The following is a 19494-nucleotide window of genomic DNA, read 5'->3' as shown; positions in this document are numbered from 1 at the left end:
TCCGTTTTTACAATAACGAGCGATTACAGGCAAAACTAAACGGCCTCAGTCCCATGGAATTCAGGACCAAGGCCGCTTAACCGATTTTTATTTTTTTGTACTGTCTACTTGACGGGGGTCAGTTCACTTTTGGGACAGCCCCTTTTTTATTTAAACTAAACGGCCTCAGTCCCATGGAATTCAGGACCAAGGCCGCTTAACCGATTTTTATTTTTTTGTACTGTCTACTTGACGGGGGTCAGTTCACTTTTGGGACAGCCCCTTTTTTATTTTTTCTTTTTCCGGACGAAAGCCGAGATGCCTCCCGGTTTGCCGCCTTTTCCTCCCCGCTTGCCTGCGCCGGGATGGCCGCCTTTTCCGCCCTTGCGGCGCTTTTTTCCTTCTCCGCCATACGGTCCGGATTCGCCCCCCGGATAACGGTCGCGATGATGCGGGCCGCCGGTTCCGCCTTTGCCTTTGCCCCGACGTCCGCCGCCCCGGCCGACTCCTTCACGATCTTCGCCGCCGGGGCGCTTGCCCTTGGCGACATCCACCAGGCTTACCTTCTCGGTGCGGGACTTCTGCTCCAGAAGCTCGAAATCAATCGTATACTCGTCCATGTTCACGCGCACGACTCGAACGCGAACCTCGTCCCCGATCCGGTACACCTTGGACGTCCGCTCCCCGATCAGCGCATGGTGCTGTTCGTGGAAGTGATAATAATCGTCGGTCAGGTCGCTGAGGCGGATCATGCCGTTCACCGTGTTGGGCAACTCGACAAAGATGCCGAAGTTGGTGACGCTGCTGATGATGCCTTCGTATTCCTCGCCGATTTTGTCCGCCATAAATTCGGCTTTTTTCATCTGCTCCGTATCCCGCTCCGCCTCGGCCGCAATCCGCTCCCGTTCGGAAGACTGCCGGGCGATATCCGGCATACGCGCGGCCAGCGCCTCATGCCGTTGTTCGCTCAGCGCCCCATGCTCAAGCACCTCGCGAATGATGCGGTGGATGACGAGATCGGGATAGCGGCGGATCGGCGATGTGAAGTGCGAATAGAACTCTGCGGCGAGGCCGAAATGCCCCAGGCTGACGGCGTCATACTTCGCCTGCTTCATGGACCGCAGCATGACGGTGCTGATCACCGTCTCCTCTCTCGTCCCCTTGATCTCCTCCAGAATCTTCTGCAGCGCCCGCGGATGTACCGTGTTTCCTTTGCTGCGAACCGTATAGCCGAAATTGCCGATAAACTGCATGAAGTTCATCAGCTTCTCGCCGTCCGGCTCCTCGTGAATCCGGTACAGGAAGGGCACCTTCAGCCAGTGGAAGTGCTCCGCCACCGTCTCGTTCGCCGCCAGCATGAACTCTTCGATGATGGATTCAGCGATCGTCCGCTCCCGCTTGACGATATCGACAGGCTTCCCCTGCTCGTCCACGATGACTTTGGCTTCCGCGAAATCAAAGTCGATCGCTCCCCGCTCCATGCGGCGCCGGCGCAGACGTTTGGCCAGCCGTTCCATCCTCCGGAAATCCTCGATCAGCGGCGCGTAACGCTCCGTCACTTCGGGATCTTCCTCCGTCAGCACCTTCCGCACGTTCGTGTAAGTCATCCGCTCCACGGTTCGGATCACGCTGGGGTAAATATCATGGGACACGAGCCGCGTATCCTCGTCGAACGTCATCTCGCAAGTCAGCGTCAAACGGTCGACCCGCGGATTCAAGCTGCAGATCCCGTTGGACAGCCGGTGCGGCAGCATCGGAATGACGCGGTCGACGAGGTAGACGCTGCAGCCGCGTTCGTACGCTTCCCGGTCGAGCGCCGAGCCTTCCTTCACGTAATAGCCGACATCCGCAATCGACACGTACAGCCGCAGCAGCCCGCCCGGCAGCTCCTCGACGCAGACGGCGTCGTCCAGGTCTTTGGCGTCTTCGCCGTCGATCGTGACGATCGTCTTGTCCCGCAGGTCTCTCCGTCCCTTCAGATCCTCCGGCGAGATCTCGTCCGGCACGGCCATCGCTTCCGCCATCACTTCCTCCGGGAAGCCTTCGGGCAGTTGGTATTTGCGGATGATGGACAAAATATCGACGCCAGGGTCGTTTTTATGCCCGAGGATCTCGATAATTTCGCCTTCCGCCGAAGAGCGCCCCTCCGGATAGTGCACGATCCGCACGACGACCTTTTGTCCGTCCACCGCTCCGTTGAACGATTCCTTCGGGATAAAAATATCCCGGCCGATCCGCTTCTCGTCCGGCAGCACGAGGCCGTAGCTGTCGAAGCTCTGGAACGTGCCGACAAGCTGCGTATGCTTGCGCTTGACGACGCGGACGACCTCGCCTTCCAGCCGGCCGCCGCCGATCCCTCGGGAAACCGGCCGTACAAGGATCGTGTCGCCGTGCATGGCGCCGTTCAAGTCGTTCGCATGCAGATAGACGTCGGGTTGTTCCCGATCCTCGGGGATCAGAAACCCGTAGCCTTTGGCGGTGACTTGCAGCGTTCCCCGGATCAGATTCATCCGTTCCGGCACGCCGTAGCGGTCCGACCGCGTACGCAGGATTTCTCCCCGCTCCTCGAGCCTGTTCAACATACGCAGAAACTCGCGGAACGACTCCGAGTCCTCCGCTTCGAAATATTGGCTGAGTTCCTGATACGTCATCGGCTTGTACGCTTTTTCCCGCATAAATTCAAGTAATTGTTGCTCGGTTATCATACCGGACACCTGCTTTCCCCTGTTGCCTGTAGTATGCCGCAATTTGCTCTTACATTACCTTACGACGGAGCCATCCGGTTCGGCCGGGGCAACGCGGCAACCTTTTCCACAAATCCGCCGACATCCCGGTACACTTGTTCCCGCTCCCGATCCAACAGCAAGCCGTGCGACGAAAGCGGATACCAACGCATCTCCTTGAACGTCGAACCGATCCGTTCGAATATGTAGCTGGCGCTTTTGGGAAGCACCATGCTGTCCCGCTCCCCTTGAACCACCAAAGCCGGCGCCGACACAAGCGGCAGCGTGGCCCGGACCCGCTTCATCAGCTTTTGCAGGCTGACGACGCATTTGACGGGCGTTTTCGTGTACGCGCAAGATTCGCTGGCGATCTCTGGAATGGAAGGCGGCCGCTTCTCGATATACCGCACCAAATATTGAAGCAGGACGGCCAAAGCCGGTTTGCGGCTCGTCAGAAACACGGGGGCCGCCATAGGCACGACTCCGTCGACCTGCCGTTCCGCCGCAAGCTTGAGCGCCAGCAGTCCCCCCATGGAATGGCCGGCGACGAAAACCCGCTCGTAGCCTTGCCGCTTTAATCCGTCGTAGCTGTCCAGCGCATGCTTCCACCAATCGCTCCAGCCCGTCCGGAGCATGTCCTTCGGCGTGGTGCCGTGGCCGGGAAGCAAAATGCCCTGCACCGTGTATCTCATATCGTTCAGGTGGTAGCCGAGCCGGCGGAGCTCCGAGGGCGTGCCGGTAAAACCGTGGATCAGCAGCACCGCCGTCGCTTCCCGTTCGCCGGAACCCGGCAGAAAAAAAGGCTCGGGACTGCCGTATACCCGTTCCATGTCGATCGCCCGCCTGTCTGTCTCTGAATAAAAAAACAGCAAGGCACCGTTCCCCCTGCTGTTTGTTCATTCGTAGTATGACCCGCTCTTAGACGATATATCCGACGATGACCGCCAGAATAAAAAACGCCGCGGCCAATCCGATCGTGACGCGCTGCAGCACCAGCTCCAGACCACGCGCCTTTTGCTTGCCGAACAGATGCTCCGCTCCGCCGGAGATTGAACCTGCGAGGCCTGCGCTCTTGCCTTGCTGAAGCAGTACGACCAAGATTATGGCTATCGAAACGATAACGAGCAGTACCTTAAACAACAATTCCATGGGTTAACCTCCTGCATCCACGGTTCCATTTGCACAGACAGTATTTCGATTATATCACAGCTCGGCTCCGAGAGCAACGGGCCCGGCAGGCTCGGGTCAAGCATCCGGAGACGGTCTTGCCGGCTCCCCCTTCGGAGGGCGGACAGCCGATTCGGTTTTTCCGGCATCGAAGGAGCGGACGGTGTCGCAATTTTTCTTTTTTAACGCCGAGTATGATAGTATTAGATTGAGAGTGCCAACGAACGGCTGTAAGTGTTAAAGGTGGTCCCCCATGCACGAGGAACAAATTCGGTTAAATCCGCGAATCGAAGCGGAGTCGGAGGACACGTTCCTCCAGGGCGTCAAAGACTGTATCCCCACGCTGTTAGGCTATTGGAGCATCGGCTTTGCCGCCGGCGTCATCGAACAGACGGCGGGACTCAGCGTGGCGGAGATCGCCTTGCTCTCGCTGCTCCTGTACGCAGGCTCGGCGCAATTTATCGCCGCCGGCATGATCGCCAGCAGTCCCCCGTCGGTTATCGTGATTACGATTTTCTTCGTTAACCTCCGCCATTTGCTGCTCAGCGCGGCGCTGTCGCCTTATTTGCGGCACTTGTCCCCGCTGCGCAACATGGGCATCGGCGCGCTGCTGACGGACGAGACGTTCGGCGTCGCGATGAATAAAGCGCTGGTTCAGCCCCGTCTGAGCGAACGCTGGATGCACGGTTTGAATGTGGCCGCTTACCTGAACTGGCTGTTCGCCAATCTGGCCGGCGCCTACCTCGGCCGGTGGATAACCGATCCGGAGCGCTTCGGGCTTGATTACGCCTTGCCGGCGATGTTTATCGGCCTGCTCGTGCTGATGACGGTCAGCCGCAAGCAAGTGGCGATGGACAGCGCGGTCGCCGTGCTGGCGGCGCTGATCGCGATTGCCGTCTCCCTCTCCCTCGGCGGCAGTTGGGGCGTCATTGCCGCGACCGTAACGGCTTCCGCAATCGGGGTGGTGATCGAACGATGGAAACGTTAACTATTCGGTGGGATGTCCTGCTGATTATCCTGGGCGCGGCGGTTGTCACGTTTATTCCCCGGGTGCTGCCGCTTATGCTGCTCAGCCGGATCGAGCTGCCGCATTGGGCCGTCCGCTGGCTGCATTATGTGCCGATTGCGGTCATGGCCGCGCTGATCGGACAAGCCTTGTTCGTGCGGGAGGACCCCTGGACGCTGGAAAACCATATCGAATGGCTGGCCGCCATCCCGACGTTCCTGATCGCCATCCGCACGCGCAGCCTGCTCTGGACGGTGATCGCCGGCGTCGCCGCCGTTATGCTTCTGCGCGGATCGCTCGCCCTGCTTCCGGGTTGACGCGCGCCCCGGCGCGCTTGCCGCCGGCCGGCGAAGCGGCCCTCATCCGGCTCGCTGTCAGCGGATGGCGGATCGGTCTGCCCGCGGCTTGGCATGCTTGCGCCGGCCGACGAACTGGACGATCGCCGACCTCGCGCACAGCAGGGCGAATACCGTCAGGCCGAAGCCCCACCAAGGCGCGGGCACGCCCGTCATCTCCGCCAGCAGCGTCGCGTCGCCGGCCTGCTTCGGCGTCTTCACCGCCGCTATCCAGACGGTCAGCGCCCCGAATACCGATTCCTCCAGGCACAGGAAGGCGATCACGAGATAATACGCCCGGCTCACCCAGCGCCCCAGCAGCCCCGCGATTACGGTCACCGTTAAAAATCCGGCCGTCCATATCATGCCGTACTCGTTGCGCACGAACAGCGCCAAAGAAAACGCCGCAAGCGCCCCCATCAGCACAAGCCCTTCTCGTTGACGCCCCGTCCGCCACCAGTAGAACAGCAGCACGCTGAACAGCGACGCCGTCGTATATCCCGCGATCGCAACCGGGACCCCGCTCCACGACTTCGTTATGCTCGACAGCGTGACGCCGCTGTGGTCGGCGAATAGATGGATGTATTGCACGTCGCCCTGCGTGAGCAGCGTTGCGGCCGCGTGGCCGAATTCATGCACCAGCGTGGAAACATTGCGGAAATCATCGGAAAAAGGGACCCACCGGGTCAACAGCACCGACGCGACCAAGCAAAAGATCGTCATCAGCCATTGCCTCATGCGGATCCCTCCGTTCAGCCGTTTCCTCTACCATACGCGCGTATGCGGCGATTGTTTCGGAAACGGCTGTATTTTCTTGCCGCGGCGCCGGCCGCAGCTTGATTATTTCAGGTTTTTCAGGTTGTAGAACGCAGATTTGCCGCCGTATTGCGCGACGGAGCCCAGTTGATCCTCGATGCGGAGCAGTTGGTTGTACTTCGCTACGCGGTCCGTACGGGAAGGCGCGCCCGTTTTGATCTGGCCGGCGTTCGTCGCCACGGCAATATCGGCGATCGTGGAGTCTTCGGACTCGCCGGAACGGTGCGAGATAACAGCCGTGTAGCCGGCGCGTTTCGCCATCTCGATCGCGTCGAACGTCTCGGTCAGCGTGCCGATTTGGTTGACTTTAACGAGGATCGAGTTGCCGATGCCTTTCTCGATGCCGCTGGACAGACGTTCGGTGTTCGTGACGAACAGGTCGTCGCCGACGAGTTGGACTTTGCCGCCCAGTTTGTCGGTCAGCAGCTTCCAGCCTTCCCAGTCGTCCTCGGAGCAGCCGTCTTCGATCGAGATGATCGGATACTTCTCGACCCATGCCGCCAGGAAGTCCACCCACTCGGCAGAGGTAAACGATTTGCCTTCGCCTTCAAGCACGTATTTGCCGTCTTTGTAGAATTCGGTCGAAGCGACGTCCATGCCCAGGAAGACGTCTACGCCCGGTTTGTAGCCCGCGCGCTCGATCGCGGCCAGGATCGTCGTAATCGCTTCTTCGTTGGAGCCCAGGTTCGGCGCGAAGCCGCCTTCGTCGCCTACCGCCGTGTTCAGCCCTTTGTCCTTCAGGACGGATTTCAGCGCGTGGAAAATCTCCGCGCCCCAGCGGAGCGCTTCGGCGAACGTAGGAGCGCCTACCGGCAAAATCATGAACTCTTGCACGTCGACGTTGTTGTCGGCATGCGCGCCGCCGTTGATGATGTTCATCATCGGGACCGGCAGCGTTTTGGCGTTGAAGCCGCCCAGGTATTTGTACAGCGGCACTTGCAGAGCTTCCGCCGCAGCGCGGGCGACGGCCATGGAGACGGCCAGAATCGCGTTGGCGCCCAGTTTGCCTTTGTTCGGCGTGCCGTCCAGGGCGATCAGCTTGCGGTCGATGGCGACTTGGTCTTGAGCGTCCAGACCGATGATTTCCGGAGCGATGATGTCGTTAACGTTCGCTACGGCTTTCAATACGCCTTTGCCGAGGTAGCGGCTTTTGTCGCCGTCGCGCAGCTCAACGGCTTCGTAAGCGCCGGTAGATGCGCCCGACGGTACGATCGCGCGGCCGATAAAACCGGATTCCAGCTTGACTTCGACTTCGACGGTCGGGTTGCCGCGGGAGTCGAGCACTTCGCGTGCGTAAACGTCTGCAATAGTCGTCATGGAAATGGACACTCCTTCGATATCGTATGGTCGGACAGGCCGATCCGGTCCGTCCCCGGGAAGAGGACGAGACCGTTTATCCTCGGCCTAATTATGAGCGAAGGCGGGGCGGGGCGTCAAGCGCGCGGCCGACTCCCCGCTCCTGCGCCGTCAATCCGTTCAGATCAAGGATTTGCCCGTCATCTGCTCCGGTTGGGCGATGCCCAGCAGCTTCAGAATCGTCGGGGCGATATCCGCCAGGATGCCGTCGTCGCGAAGCTTGACATCCGGCTTGGTGACGATAAACGGAACCGGATTCGTCGTATGCGCCGTATGCGGACGACCGTCCGGGTTCGTGACGATATCCGCGTTGCCGTGGTCCGCCGTGATGACGGCGACGCCGCCTTTGGCCAGAACCGCTTCGACGACGCGTCCGAGGCACTCGTCCGTCGCCTCGACCGCTTTGATCGTCGGCTCCAGCTTGCCGGAGTGGCCGACCATATCCGGGTTGGCGAAGTTCAGGATGATGACGTCCTGCCGCTCCGCCTCAATCTCGCGCACGCAGGCTTCCGCCACTTCGTACGCGCTCATCTCGGGCTTCAGGTCGTAGGTGGCGACCTTCGGCGAATTGATGAGAATCCGCGTCTCGCCCGGAAGCTCGACGTCGCGGCCGCCACTGAAGAAGAACGTGACGTGCGGGTATTTCTCCGTCTCGGCGATCCGCAGCTGCTTCAGGCCGTTCTGCGCCACGACTTCGCCCAGCGTGTTGTCGAGATCTTTGGGCTTGTAGGCGACGTAGCCGTCGACCGACTCGCTGAACAACGTCAGGCAGACGTAATACAGGTTCTTCGGATGGGCGTCGCCGCGGTCGAAACCGCGGAAGTCTTCGTTCGTGAACACCTGCGACAGTTGGATCGCGCGGTCCGGACGGAAGTTGAAGAACACGACCGCGTCCCCGGATTCCACCAGGCCGACCGGCTTGCCGTCTTCGCCCACGATCACCGTCGGCATGACGAACTCGTCAAAGACCGACTTCTCGTACGACTCGACAATCGCCTGCAGCGGGTCCCGATAAGCCGGCCCTTCGCCATAAACCATTGCGCGGTACGACTTCTCGGTGCGCTCCCAGCGCTTGTCGCGGTCCATCGCGTAGTACCGGCCTTGCACCGTCGCGATGCGCCCTACGCCGACTTTGTCGATGTACGCGAGAAGCTGCTCCATGTATGTTTTGGCGCTGTCCGGAGCCACGTCGCGGCCGTCGAGGAACGCGTGAATGTAGACGTCCTCGAAATTCTCCTTCTTGCAGAGGTCCAGCAGCGCAAACAGGTGGTCGATATGGCTGTGCACCCCGCCGTCGGACAGGAGCCCGTACAGATGCAGCTTTCTGCCGTTTTGTTTGGCGTGGCGGACGGCGCCCAGCAGCGTCTCGTTCTCGAAAAATTCGCCTTCTCGGATCGACTTGCTGATGCGGGTCAGATCCTGATAGACGATCCGTCCCGCGCCGATGTTCAGGTGGCCGACCTCGGAATTGCCCATTTGGCCTTCCGGCAAGCCGACCGCTTCGCCGCAAGCCGTCAGCGTCGTATGCGGGTAGGTCGACCAGTACCGGTCGAAGTTCGGTTTTTTGGCTTGCGCGACGGCGTTGCCGAAGGTTTCGTCGCGAAGCGCGAAGCCGTCCAGGATGATCAGCGCTACAGGTTTTGGTCTCGACATCTCAGCGAGCCCCTTCCACCAGTTGAATGTACGAAGCCGGGTCCAAGCTCGCTCCGCCTACGAGCGCTCCATCGATATCGGATTGCTGCAGGTACTCGCGAACGTTGTTCGGCTTCACGCTGCCGCCGTACTGGATGCGCACGGCGTCCGCCGTCGATTGCCCGTACAGGCCCGCAACGACGCTGCGGATGTAGGCGATGACTTCGTTGGCGTCTTCCGCCGTGGACGATTTGCCCGTGCCGATCGCCCAGATCGGCTCGTACGCGATCACGACTCCGGCCGCTTGCTCCGCGCTCAGACCGGCGAATGCCGCCTCCGTCTGCACCTTGCAGACGTTTTTCGTCTCGCCCGCTTCGCGCTCTTCTAGCTTTTCGCCGACGCAGACGATCGGCACCAAGCCGTGCTTAAGCGCGGCATGCACTTTTTTGTTGACGGTCTCGTCGGTCTCCGCGAAATATTGGCGGCGCTCCGAGTGGCCGATGATAACGTGCGTCACGCCGAGATCCTTCAGCATCGCGCCGCTGATCTCGCCCGTGTAAGCGCCGCTGTCTTCCCAGTGAAGGTTTTGCGCGCCGATCTTGATCGACGTGCCTTTCACCGCTTCGACAAGCGCCGGCAGGTTCGTGAACGGCGCGCAGATGACGCTCTCAACGCCGTCAATCTCCGCCTTGCCTTTGACGTCGCTGACAAACGCAACCGCTTCGGAAACGGTTTTGAACATTTTCCAGTTGCCCGCAATGATCGGTTTACGCATGGGTTCCGCTCCTTTACCAACATGTGCGAGCCGGCCGGAGCCGGCTGCGGTTTACTTGTCGTTCAGCGCGACGACGCCCGGGAGCGCCTTGCCTTCCATAAATTCGAGCGATGCGCCGCCGCCCGTGGAGATGTGATCCATCCGGTCCGCCAGCTTGAACTTCTCCGCGGCCGCTGCGGAATCGCCGCCGCCGACGACGGTATAAGCCGACGTCTCGGCGCAAGCTTGAGCCACCGCGCGGGTCCCGTGCGAGAACGGCTCGATCTCGAAGACGCCCATCGGTCCGTTCCAGACAACCAGCTTGGACTTGGCGATGACGTCCGCGTAGAGCTCGCGCGTTTTCGGTCCGATGTCGATGCCTTCGAGATCGGCCGGAATTTCGTTCGACGCGACCACTTTGGTGTTCGCGTTCGCGCTGAATTCGTCCGTCACGACGATATCGACCGGCAGCAGGAAGTTGACGCCTCTCTCCTTCGCTTTAGCGATGAAGCTCCGCGCGAGATCCAGCTTGCTGTCGTCGCACAGCGATTTGCCGATTTCATACCCTTGCGCTTTGAGGAACGTGTAAGCCAGACCGCCGCCGAGGATCAGGTTGTCGGCGATGTTGAGCAGGTTTTCGATCACCGCGATCTTATCCTTGACTTTCGCGCCGCCGATGATCGCCGTGAACGGGCGCTCCGGATTGTGCAGCGCTTTGCCGAGGACGTCCAGCTCCTTCTCCATCAGCAGTCCGGAGACAGCCGGCAAATAATGGGCGATGCCTTCGGTCGAAGCGTGCGCGCGGTGAGCGGCGCCGAATGCGTCGTTGACATACAGATCGGCCAGCTCGGCAAACGCTTTCGCCAGCTCGGGATCGTTTTTCTCTTCGCCTTCATAGAAACGCACGTTTTCCAGCAGCAGCACGTCGCCGTTGCCCAGCTTCGCGACCGCGGCTTTGGCCGCTTCGCCGATCGCTTCGTCGACTTTCGCCACCGGCTTGCCGAGCAGCTCGGACAGGCGAACCGCTACCGGAGTCAGGCGCAGCTCTTCGACGACTTGTCCCTTCGGACGGCCCAGATGGCTCGCCAGAATGATTTTGGCGCCGCGCTCGATCAGGTACTTGATCGTCGGCAGCGTCTCGCGGATGCGGGTGTCGTCGGTGATCGCGCCGTTTTCCAGCGGCACGTTGAAGTCTACGCGCACAAAGACGCGTTTGCCGTTCAGGTCTTGAATATCGCGGATGCTCTTTTTGTTCATGGCACCATTCTCTCCTTCGAGGCAACCAAAAGAGGAGACATACCGGGGACGTCCGGCTCAGGACGCCCCGACTCTCCTCTGCGGCGGCTGATATTGGTCTTACAGGCCTTTCGAAGCGATATAAGCGGCCAGATCCACGACGCGGTTGGAATAACCCCATTCGTTGTCGTACCAGGAGACGACTTTCACGAGGTTGTCGCCGACCACCATCGTCGACAGCGCGTCGATCGTGGAGGAAGCCGGATCATGCAGGAAGTCGCTGGATACGAGCGGCTCTTCCGTGTAGTTCAGGATGCCTTTCAGCGGGCCGTTTGCCGCTTCTTTCAGCGCGGCGTTCACTTCGTCGACCGTAACGTTGCGGGACAGCTCGACAACGAGGTCCGTTACCGATACGTTCGGAGTCGGCACGCGGAACGCCATGCCGTTCAGCTTGCCTTTGAGCTCGGGCAGAACGAGGGACACGGCTTTCGCGGCGCCGGTGGACGACGGAATGATGTTTTCCGCGGCAGCGCGGGCGCGGCGCAGGTCTTTGTGCGGCAGGTCAAGCACTTGCTGGTCGTTCGTGTAGGAGTGAACGGTCGTCATGAGACCTTTCACGATGCCGAATTTCTCGTGCAGAACTTTCGCGAACGGCGCCAAGCAGTTGGTCGTACAGGACGCGTTGGAGATGATCGTGTGCTTGGCCGGATCGTATTTGTCTTCGTTGACGCCCAGAACGATCGTGATGTCTTCGTTCGTCGCCGGAGCGGAGATGATGACTTTTTTCGCGCCGCCTTTCAGGTGCAGCTCGGCTTTTTCTTTCGCCGTGAAGATACCCGTCGATTCGACGACGATCTCGACGCCGTATTGCGCCCAAGGCAGGTTGCCGGGGTCGCGCTCGGCAAATACTTTGATTTCTTTGCCGTTGACGATCAGCGTGCCGTCGCCGGCTTTAACTTCGGCGTCCAGACGTCCGTGCGTGGAGTCGTACTTCAGCAGGTGAGCCAGCGTATTCGTGTCGGTCAGGTCGTTGATCGCGACGATTTCGACATTCGGGTTGTTCAGCGCTGCGCGGAACACGTTGCGGCCGATACGGCCAAATCCGTTAATACCTACTTTTACCATGCGAGGTGCCTCCTCAGTGAATGGATAATATTGCAAGACGGAACAAAAGTCCGTCATGACAACTGGAATTTATTCAGGAGCTTGCTGCTCCAAAATCGCTCGGGCCGCCGCCTCATCGGTGATCAGCACGTCGGTGTGGCCGGAGCGCATAATGGCGTCGATAGCCGGACCTTTGCTGGCCCCGCCCGCCACGCCGATTACCGTATCCATGGCGTCGATATCCTCCAGCCGCAGGCCAACCGTCGGCATCTTGTGCACAACCCCGCCTTTGCGGTTAAAATAGTAACCGAACGCTTCGGCATGAGCGCCTTCGGCCAGCAGGGCCTCGCAGGTTTCCTGCGGAACCTGGCGCCTGCGCGCCATTACCAAGGCTTCCCCAATGCCGTGCAGCACAATCCTGGCCCGGCGGATCAATTCCACGATTTCGCGAATGTTGGGCTCTTGCATCAACGTCTGGTACGCGTCTTCGCTCAGGTGATCGGGAACGTGCAGCATCCGGTACTGGCCGCCGGTCCGCTTGGCCATGGCCGAGGCGATCGTATTCGCCTGCAGCTCGACCCGCTCGCCAAGCCCCCCGCGCGCCGGCACGAACAAGGTGCCCTTTAGCTGCGGAGAAGCGACGAGTTGTTCCGCGACCTGTGCCATCGTGGTGCCGCCCGTAACGGCGACGATGCCTTCCGGGACAGCGTACTTGCGCAGCGCCGCCGCGGCCGCCCGGCCCAGCTCGGCCTTGGCCAGCGGCGACTGGTCGCAATCGCCGACCACGACGGTGACCTGCCGCAGCCCGTATCGCTGCCTCAACTGCTCCTCCAGCTCGGAGAGACCGAACAGTTCCTTGACGATCGGCTCGATCTCTTCCACGATGCGGCGGCCTTCGTCGGTGAGGCGCATGCCGGAGGCTTCCATGGTCAGGAGCCCCTGCTCCTTCAGAAAATTCGTCTCAGCCCGCAGCACCCGCTCCGTCCATCCGAGCGAGGCCGCCAGCGTGCGTCTGCCGATGCTCCGGGACAACCCGATTTGCTGCAAGATCGTATATCGCTTTCGAAGCTGTTCGTTCAGATCCGGCAGCAGCCGCTTCTGAATTTCGAGCAAGCGTCTCATCCGGAGAATCCCCCGTCTTACGGCCCCGGGTTAGTGGGACCTAATTCGTCCCGCCCTACCGTTTTTATGTCCCGCCTCTAATATACTCCAATCGGCTCCGTCCGCGCAAGGGGCGTATGCGTATGAAAAAAAGCACTTGATTTTTGCCCGCCGCTGTCCTATAATAGCAATTGTCGCTCTTGAAGGGCGGCCCAAATGAATCGTCCACATGCACCCGTGGTCCAATGGATATGACGTAGGCCTCCGGAGCCTGAGATCGAGGTTCGATTCCTCGCGGGTGCGTATATGCAGTCATCGAAACGGCGCATCGCCTTTAGGGCGGTGCGCCGTTTTTCGCGTTTATGGGCCCGGTCGGCCGAGGGCTGCGCCGCGAGCGGGCAACTTCCCGTTTACGGCGGATGATGTCCCCTTACTCCGCCCCTCTCAGTCGTCTGCGGATTTGTGCGGCGATGTCGCCGGGACGGTCGATTTGGACGATGACGTACTTGTACCGCTCGTGTCCGTCCAGCTCGATGTGCAGCAGCGGCACGCGCCGCTCGAACGACAGGAAGTACCACTCGTTCCCGTACTTGAAGCTGCCTTCGTAGACGTAAAAACCGGGGACGGACGTTCCCGGCATCCTCAGCATCCACAGCGGAGGGTCGAACTCGTCCACGAATACGTCCCGGATCGTCCTGTAAGGCATGACGACCTTCCTTTTCACAGCCAGCCAACTGACCAGCCCCTTCAAGCGCAGCGTCAATTCCGTCTCGCCGAAATGCAGTTCTCTTCCTTTCAACGCGCACTCCCCTCCCTAAACCGCAAATGCCCCGTTTGTCCGGATTCCCCGACCCGCTTGCGGCCGGGCTGCAGGGATGTTTGACCTTCTTTGACTTTTTCCGCGCAATGTATTATGATGAGGTCATTCGCAACATATTCTTCAACCATCCCTCGAAGGAGGTATTGTCCCATGAACATGAATTTCATTCCAATGGTCGTCGAACAGGACGCTCGCGGCGAACGCGGATATGACATTTACTCCCGCCTGCTGAAGGACCGCATTATCTTCCTCGGCACCCCGGTGAACGATGTCGTCGCCAACTCCATTATCGCACAGATGCTGTTCCTGGCGGCACAAGACCCGGAGAAGGACATTTCCCTCTATATCAATAGCCCCGGCGGCTCGATTACGGCGGGCATGGCGATCTACGATACGATGCAATTCATCAAGCCGGACGTCTCCACGATCTGCGTCGGCATGGCCGCGTCGATGGGCGCGTTCCTGCTGGCTGCGGGAGCCAAAGGCAAGCGTTACGCTCTGCCGAACAGCGAAGTGATGATTCACCAGCCGCTGGGCGGAGCGGAAGGCCAAGCCTCGGATATCGAGATCCGCGCCCGCCGCATCCTTAGGATGCGCGAGAAGCTGAACAGCATTCTCGCCGAGCGCACCGGCCAGTCGATCGAGAAGATCAACCGCGACACCGACCGCGATTACTTCATGAGCGCGCAGGAAGCGGTGGAATACGGCATCATCGACAAGGTGATCGAAGCCGCTCCGGCGAAAGCTTAAGCCCGCGGCGGATCGTCCGCCCGGAGACGGCATGCCGCCTCCGGACACGGAACAGGGTTGCCTCCCTCGGCCTAAATGCCGACCGGCGGGCAACCCTGTTTTTTGTAGATTCTCCCCGCATATCCACGCATCCGGCCGTCAGAACTGGAAGTAGATAAACGTATTCTCCACACCGCGCGTGAACACGATCAGGAACAGCGCAGCGGCCGCGTACGCGACGCTGCGAACCGGAAACGGGATTTTGCGGAACCAGATGCCGTAGAGCTTGCTCCCCTTCTTCATCGCGAAATACTCCAGCACGTGGAACAGATACAGCGCCGCGAAGATGAGCAGATGGTTCAACACCGAATCGGTCAGCCGGAGATGCCAGACATGCGCCATCTTGTAGATCAACAGCACGGCCGTCTCCAGATTGTCCGCGCGGAACAGCACCCATCCGATGCAGACGAGATGGAACATGGCGAACACCGCAACAACCACCCGAGCCGCCTTCGGTATCGACAGCTTGTCCGCGACCGCTTGCAGAGGTTTTTTCACGAGCCGGTAGCCGATCAGCAGCAGGCCGTGGTAAGCTCCCCATAGCACGAACGTCCACGACGCCCCATGCCATAATCCCGACAGCGTCATCGCCAGCCAGAGGTTGAAGTACGTGCGAATCTTGCCTTTCCGGTTGCCGCCGAGCGGAATGTAGACGTAGTCGCGAATCCAACTGGACAGCGTGATATGCCACCGGGTCCACAGCTCCGACGGGTTTTGGCTGATATACGGCGATTTGAAGTTGAGCGCCAGCTTCATCCCCAGCATGTAGCCGAGACCGAGCGCCATCTCGCTGTACGCCGAGAAATCCATCAGTACCTGAAACGCAAACAAATACGTCCCCGTCCAGGCTTCCCCCGTGGACATCATCGTACCTTTGGCATAGATGCCGTCCACGATCGGGGCCAAATAATCGGCGATCATGATCTTCTTGAACAGGCCGAGCCCGAACCAGAACACGCCCCGCCGGAAGTTGTACAGGCGGAAGCGGATGGAAGCCATGCCTTCGATCTGGGGCATGAACTCTTTCCCCCGCATGATCGGCCCCGCGATCAGATGCGCGAACAAGGAGATAAACACCCAGAAATGAAGCAGCGAACGGCAAGCGGGTATGTATCCCCGGGCGACGTCCACCGTATAAGCGATCAACTGGAAGGTATAAAAGGAGATGCCGACCGGCAACACGATGTTCTGCACGAACGAATCTTCCGACACCAGACGAATGCCCGCCGTATGTTCCAACGCTTCCAGCAAAAAGACCGAGTATTTGAAAAAGGCCAGGTTAAACAGGTTCCCGCCGACGGTTACGAACAACCAGAACCGCTTGCGGCGTCCCGACTCAATCAGCCGCGTTCCGATAAAGGTGAAAACGGTAACGGCAAGGAACAGCGCCAGCATGCCCCAACCGGTCACCGCGTAGAACAAGACGTTCGCCGCGCCGAGCGTATACGCCCGGTATCGGGGCAGCAGATAATACAAGAACAACACGATCGCAAACATGACCAGAAATTCGGTTGAATGAAACAGCATCAGTCCGTCCCCTTCCCGGCCAGTTCCTGCCACAGACGCTCGCCCAGCACCCGGTAGCCTTCCGGCGTAAAGTGCTCGTGATCGGTGTACAGCTCATGCGGAAGCTGTCCTTGATAGTTGATCAGGCGGACGCCGCGGTCGCGGAACATCTGCTCGATCGCCGCCAGATTCGCCTTATAGCCCGGCTTCTCGACGAATTCCCGCATCAGCACGGGATTGACGCCGCCCATGTAGAAAAGCGACTTCCGCTTGTCGATCAAGCCGAGAATCCGATCGAGGAAATACACGTCGATCGAGGACTCGTCCAGCTTGAGCGGTTGGTCGGTCATAATGCGGGTATATTCCGGCTGCATCAGGTACTCTTTTAACCCTTGCTTCTCCGTCCACGTCCGGATATCGCCGATGGCGTGCGTCGCCAGACTGTCGCCCTTCCAATGCAGCTTCAGCGACTGCTTGAGATAGTCCCGGTACTCCACGGCCGACAGAGGCGGAACGAGCATGGAGGCGAACCGCTTGGCCATGCTGGCCTCGGGAGCCTTGTACCCGTTGCTTTCCAACTGCGGCCGAACCCGTTCGAACGCTTCCGGATCGTACGCCTTCAATTCTTCCTTCAGCCAGAACACCGCCGGCGGTTCGGGATTGCGCTCCACGAACGAGGCGTAACGAATGTTGAGCAGCACCCGGTCGGTTGAGATGCCGTAGTCGCGCAGCATCAGCAGCACCGTATACACATCGCCGAGTTGCATGGCGGGCATCGCGAAGTTGAACACGGCCGGGCCTTCGCCGGACCGCTGGCGGAACAAGCGGAATTGGGCCGACATCGAGTCCTTGGGCGCGACCGGGCTGCCGAACCCGACGGAATCCCCTACCATCACCACATAATCGTCCAGCTTGTTCGAATCGATAAACGCTTTCACTTCGCGGATCGGCGCAATCAGATTGCGGGTGTCATCTTTGACGGTGTCATAGTCCAGCCGATCCGGGTAGACGTCTTCCATCGGGACGAGCTCCGCGATCGCCGCTTGGCCCGCGACGAAGCATAACAGCGTCGCAACCAGCACCGCCAGCCCTTTGCGCAGATGTCTGCCGGTCGTCGCGGATAAGGCTCGTCCGCTTTTTTTCGGCGCTAATGCCGGAAGAAGGGGTTCGGTCATGGCTTCCTTTCCTTTCGCCGCCAAATATTAACTATGTAAAATTATAGGGGATGGACGCGGACATGACAATGCACATGCCGAACGCAACAAGCGCCGCCCCATCGGGCGGCGCTGCATGCAGCCGTTACTTCGCGCGTTCGTCCAGCGGAACGAACAACAGATCGACCGGGAAGGCGGACCCTGCAGGCGGCGTAAACTCGATATCGACGTAGTCCTCCTCGCCGGTTGTGCGGTGCACGATCTGCAGGCGCTCGAACGGCAGGATGACGCCCGAATCCGGCAGCAACACGAATTCGCCGTCGATTTTGATCGGACCTTTGAACACGCCCGCGCGAGGCAGGAACAGAATCGTCGATTTCTTCGGTTTATGAATCCGGATCTTGTAGAGCACGCCGAAGTTCGCGTCGGCCTGAACGGCCTGCTGGCGGAATACGTCGTACCCCTCCACCCACGGGTCGATGTCCGGCGCTCCGAAGGTCAGAGCGGACGTCTCCTCGAACTGACTGCCGTCCACTTCCCAACGGATCTCCGATACCGGGAACGAACCGCGGATATGCCCCTGGAACGGCAGCGGCTTCAGGTTCGGGTTCAAGACCCCGGTTGTCTTGGTGGCCGCCACGAAGGAAAATTCCACCTCGCCGTCCGTCTCCAGATCGTAGAACAGATTGACGCCTTGGCCGGGCCTAAAGTCCGGGAACCGCTTGTAAATGCGTGTCTGGCCAGCGGGAATGACGAGTTTCTCGGAGATCGGTTCGTTCATCAGGAAGTCGACGGACGCTTGATGACCGATCATGTTGGCGTAGATCGAAGGGTACACCTCGCCCTTGCGCGTCGTCGTGACGGTTATGCTGCGGTTGGTCGTATTGCGGGCGACGATCGCGAATTCCGCGGTTTCTTTCATCCCGTTCAAGTGGTCGGCGTACAACCGGCCTTGGCCGTTGATGACGTCGCGGTACAAAACGCCTTCCTCGTAGAATGTCTCCGGGCTGTCGCTCAGCAGCAGCTTCCGGCCTTCTATATATTCGACTTTGGTTTTCGGCAGTTGCGGACGGTTCAGGAAATGGGCGTACAGCATCGGCCAATTCGCCTTGATGAACGAGCCGACCGGACTCCGGTAAATTTGGTATTCCAGCTCGGTGAAGTAGACATCCCGGGTGACCTCGATCGTCCGCTTGTAGACGTCGCTCGTATTCCCGTGCGGGTCTTTGACTTGCAGACTGATCTCATGCTTGCCGGCCTTGAAATAAGCGTCCTGCTTGCCCTTCCACTCGTAGACGGGCAGGCCTTCCGCGTCCGGATCGTAGCTCAGGTCGGTGAAGCGCACCGGTTCGCCGATCTTGTACACGCTCTTGTCGGTTACGAATTTGGCGACCGGGCGCGAATTGCCGGTATCCGTAATCACTCCGGCCGGATGCGGAACATAGATCAAATGAATGCGCCGAAGCTCGGAATCGTATTGGTACTCGATTCCCAGGTAAGTCATCAGCCAGGAGAATTTCACCATCAGGTTGCCGTTTACGTTGGCGGCCACTTCGTCGAAATGCTGCCAGTATTCGTTAATAAACACCGATTTGTTGAACGGATCGATGCGGATTTCCACGCCGTTCGGCAACACCATCTTCGCCATGCGTTCGGCTTCGTTCCATTCGACCGGATAACCGAGCACCTCTCCCATCTTCCGGGCCGGCACATAAGACGAACCGTTAATGACGGTCAGAGGCTGCTCCCAATTCTGAATCTCATGGTTCACGACGACTTCCGGCCTGTCCAAATACAGATACAATTCGATCGGGCTCGACGTAATCTCCCGACTGAAGCCGCTCGCTTCCTCCGCGGTTGCCGGGGCGGCCGCTCCAACCGTCATGGCGCCGGCCAACAATACGGCCGCCGCCCGGCGCTTCCAAGTCTGTTCGCTCATAGCAGCAGGTTCTCCTCCCAGTTGCTTCTCTATGTATAGACAAAACAAAAACCAAAAAAACCTTTCTCCACCAGACG

Annotated in this window: 18 protein-coding genes and 1 tRNA gene; 5 read left to right on the top strand and 14 right to left on the bottom strand. The window is 59.7% G+C overall.

Annotated elements, in window-relative coordinates; genetic code table 11:
- On the top strand, window positions 1–80 hold an 80-nt coding region (locus FE781_RS18205), incomplete at its 5' end, for an IS3 family transposase (protein WP_138790164.1).
- A gap of 186 nt (window positions 81–266) precedes the next feature.
- Here FE781_RS18205 and rnr read toward each other — a convergent pair.
- From rnr to secG, 3 genes are all read right to left on the bottom strand, one after another.
- Window positions 267–2684 (bottom strand): ribonuclease R, encoded by a 2418-nt coding sequence (gene rnr / locus FE781_RS15240; RefSeq protein WP_138790480.1) that lies wholly within the window; start codon window positions 2682–2684, stop codon window positions 267–269.
- 59 nt (window positions 2685–2743) lie between these two features.
- Window positions 2744–3532: an alpha/beta hydrolase gene (locus FE781_RS15235; protein WP_138790479.1), complete on the bottom strand. Its 789-nt coding sequence runs from the start codon at window positions 3530–3532 to the stop codon at window positions 2744–2746.
- Window positions 3533–3620: 88 nt separating this feature from the next.
- A complete protein-coding gene (gene secG, locus FE781_RS15230; RefSeq protein ID WP_138790478.1) occupies window positions 3621–3851 on the bottom strand; it encodes a preprotein translocase subunit SecG in 231 nt (76 codons plus the stop codon).
- Window positions 3852–4122: 271 nt separating this feature from the next.
- Here secG and FE781_RS15225 point away from each other — a divergent pair, with 271 nt between their 5' ends.
- A complete protein-coding gene (locus FE781_RS15225; RefSeq protein ID WP_138790477.1) occupies window positions 4123–4857 on the top strand; it encodes an AzlC family ABC transporter permease in 735 nt (244 codons plus the stop codon).
- Window positions 4845–5192, top strand: coding sequence for an AzlD domain-containing protein (locus FE781_RS15220; protein WP_138790476.1), 348 nt, complete (start codon window positions 4845–4847; stop codon window positions 5190–5192). Before FE781_RS15225 ends, FE781_RS15220 begins: the two co-directional genes overlap by 13 nt.
- A gap of 57 nt (window positions 5193–5249) precedes the next feature.
- Here FE781_RS15220 and FE781_RS15215 read toward each other — a convergent pair whose 3' ends face one another.
- From FE781_RS15215 to FE781_RS15185, 7 genes are all read right to left on the bottom strand, one after another.
- Window positions 5250–5948 carry a M50 family metallopeptidase gene (locus FE781_RS15215; RefSeq protein WP_138790475.1) on the bottom strand — a complete coding sequence of 233 codons (699 nt, stop codon included), beginning with the start codon at window positions 5946–5948 and terminating at the stop codon, window positions 5250–5252.
- A 102-nt stretch (window positions 5949–6050) separates the two neighbouring features.
- Window positions 6051–7343, bottom strand: a complete 1293-nt coding sequence (gene eno / locus FE781_RS15210; RefSeq protein ID WP_138790474.1) for a phosphopyruvate hydratase — start codon at window positions 7341–7343, stop codon at window positions 6051–6053.
- A gap of 159 nt (window positions 7344–7502) precedes the next feature.
- Window positions 7503–9035, bottom strand: coding sequence for a 2,3-bisphosphoglycerate-independent phosphoglycerate mutase (gene gpmI, locus FE781_RS15205; protein WP_138790473.1), 1533 nt, complete (start codon window positions 9033–9035; stop codon window positions 7503–7505).
- A 1-nt stretch (window position 9036) separates the two neighbouring features.
- A complete protein-coding gene (gene tpiA, locus FE781_RS15200) occupies window positions 9037–9789 on the bottom strand; it encodes a triose-phosphate isomerase (RefSeq protein WP_138790472.1) in 753 nt (250 codons plus the stop codon).
- Between the two features lie 51 nt (window positions 9790–9840).
- Window positions 9841–11025 carry a phosphoglycerate kinase gene (locus FE781_RS15195; RefSeq protein ID WP_138790471.1) on the bottom strand — a complete coding sequence of 395 codons (1185 nt, stop codon included), beginning with the start codon at window positions 11023–11025 and terminating at the stop codon, window positions 9841–9843.
- Window positions 11026–11124: 99 nt separating this feature from the next.
- Window positions 11125–12129 (bottom strand): type I glyceraldehyde-3-phosphate dehydrogenase, encoded by a 1005-nt coding sequence (gene gap / locus FE781_RS15190; protein WP_138790470.1) that lies wholly within the window; start codon window positions 12127–12129, stop codon window positions 11125–11127.
- A 69-nt stretch (window positions 12130–12198) separates the two neighbouring features.
- Window positions 12199–13230, bottom strand: coding sequence for a sugar-binding transcriptional regulator (locus FE781_RS15185; RefSeq protein ID WP_138790469.1), 1032 nt, complete (start codon window positions 13228–13230; stop codon window positions 12199–12201).
- A gap of 210 nt (window positions 13231–13440) precedes the next feature.
- Between FE781_RS15185 and FE781_RS15180 the strand changes: the two genes are divergently transcribed.
- A tRNA-Arg gene (locus FE781_RS15180) sits at window positions 13441–13512 on the top strand.
- A gap of 127 nt (window positions 13513–13639) precedes the next feature.
- Here the strand turns inward: FE781_RS15180 and FE781_RS15175 are convergent.
- On the bottom strand, window positions 13640–14008 hold the full coding sequence (locus FE781_RS15175) for a hypothetical protein (RefSeq protein ID WP_138790468.1): 369 nt from the start codon (window positions 14006–14008) through the stop codon (window positions 13640–13642).
- 177 nt (window positions 14009–14185) lie between these two features.
- Here FE781_RS15175 and clpP point away from each other — a divergent pair, with 177 nt between their 5' ends.
- On the top strand, window positions 14186–14779 hold the full coding sequence (gene clpP, locus FE781_RS15170; protein ID WP_138790483.1) for an ATP-dependent Clp endopeptidase proteolytic subunit ClpP: 594 nt from the start codon (window positions 14186–14188) through the stop codon (window positions 14777–14779).
- A gap of 138 nt (window positions 14780–14917) precedes the next feature.
- On the opposite strand, the gene FE781_RS15165 is transcribed toward clpP, so the two are convergent.
- From FE781_RS15165 to FE781_RS15155, 3 genes are all read right to left on the bottom strand, one after another.
- Window positions 14918–16345 carry an MBOAT family O-acyltransferase gene (locus tag FE781_RS15165; RefSeq protein WP_138790467.1) on the bottom strand — a complete coding sequence of 476 codons (1428 nt, stop codon included), beginning with the start codon at window positions 16343–16345 and terminating at the stop codon, window positions 14918–14920.
- Window positions 16345–17499: an SGNH/GDSL hydrolase family protein gene (locus FE781_RS15160; RefSeq protein WP_138790466.1), complete on the bottom strand. Its 1155-nt coding sequence runs from the start codon at window positions 17497–17499 to the stop codon at window positions 16345–16347. The genes FE781_RS15165 and FE781_RS15160 overlap by 1 nt, the downstream gene beginning before the upstream one ends.
- A 124-nt stretch (window positions 17500–17623) precedes the next feature.
- Entirely contained in the window at window positions 17624–19417 is a 1794-nt protein-coding gene (locus tag FE781_RS15155) for a stalk domain-containing protein (RefSeq protein WP_138790465.1), read from the bottom strand.
- Window positions 19418–19494 lie beyond the last annotated feature (77 nt).

Origin of the sequence: Paenibacillus thermoaerophilus, assembly GCF_005938195.1 — a bacterium.
Taxonomy (GTDB): Bacteria; Bacillota; Bacilli; order Paenibacillales; family Reconciliibacillaceae; genus Paenibacillus_W; species Paenibacillus_W thermoaerophilus.
The sequence above is the reverse complement of the archived record's forward strand: the minus strand, read 5'-3'. Positions and strand labels throughout refer to the sequence as shown.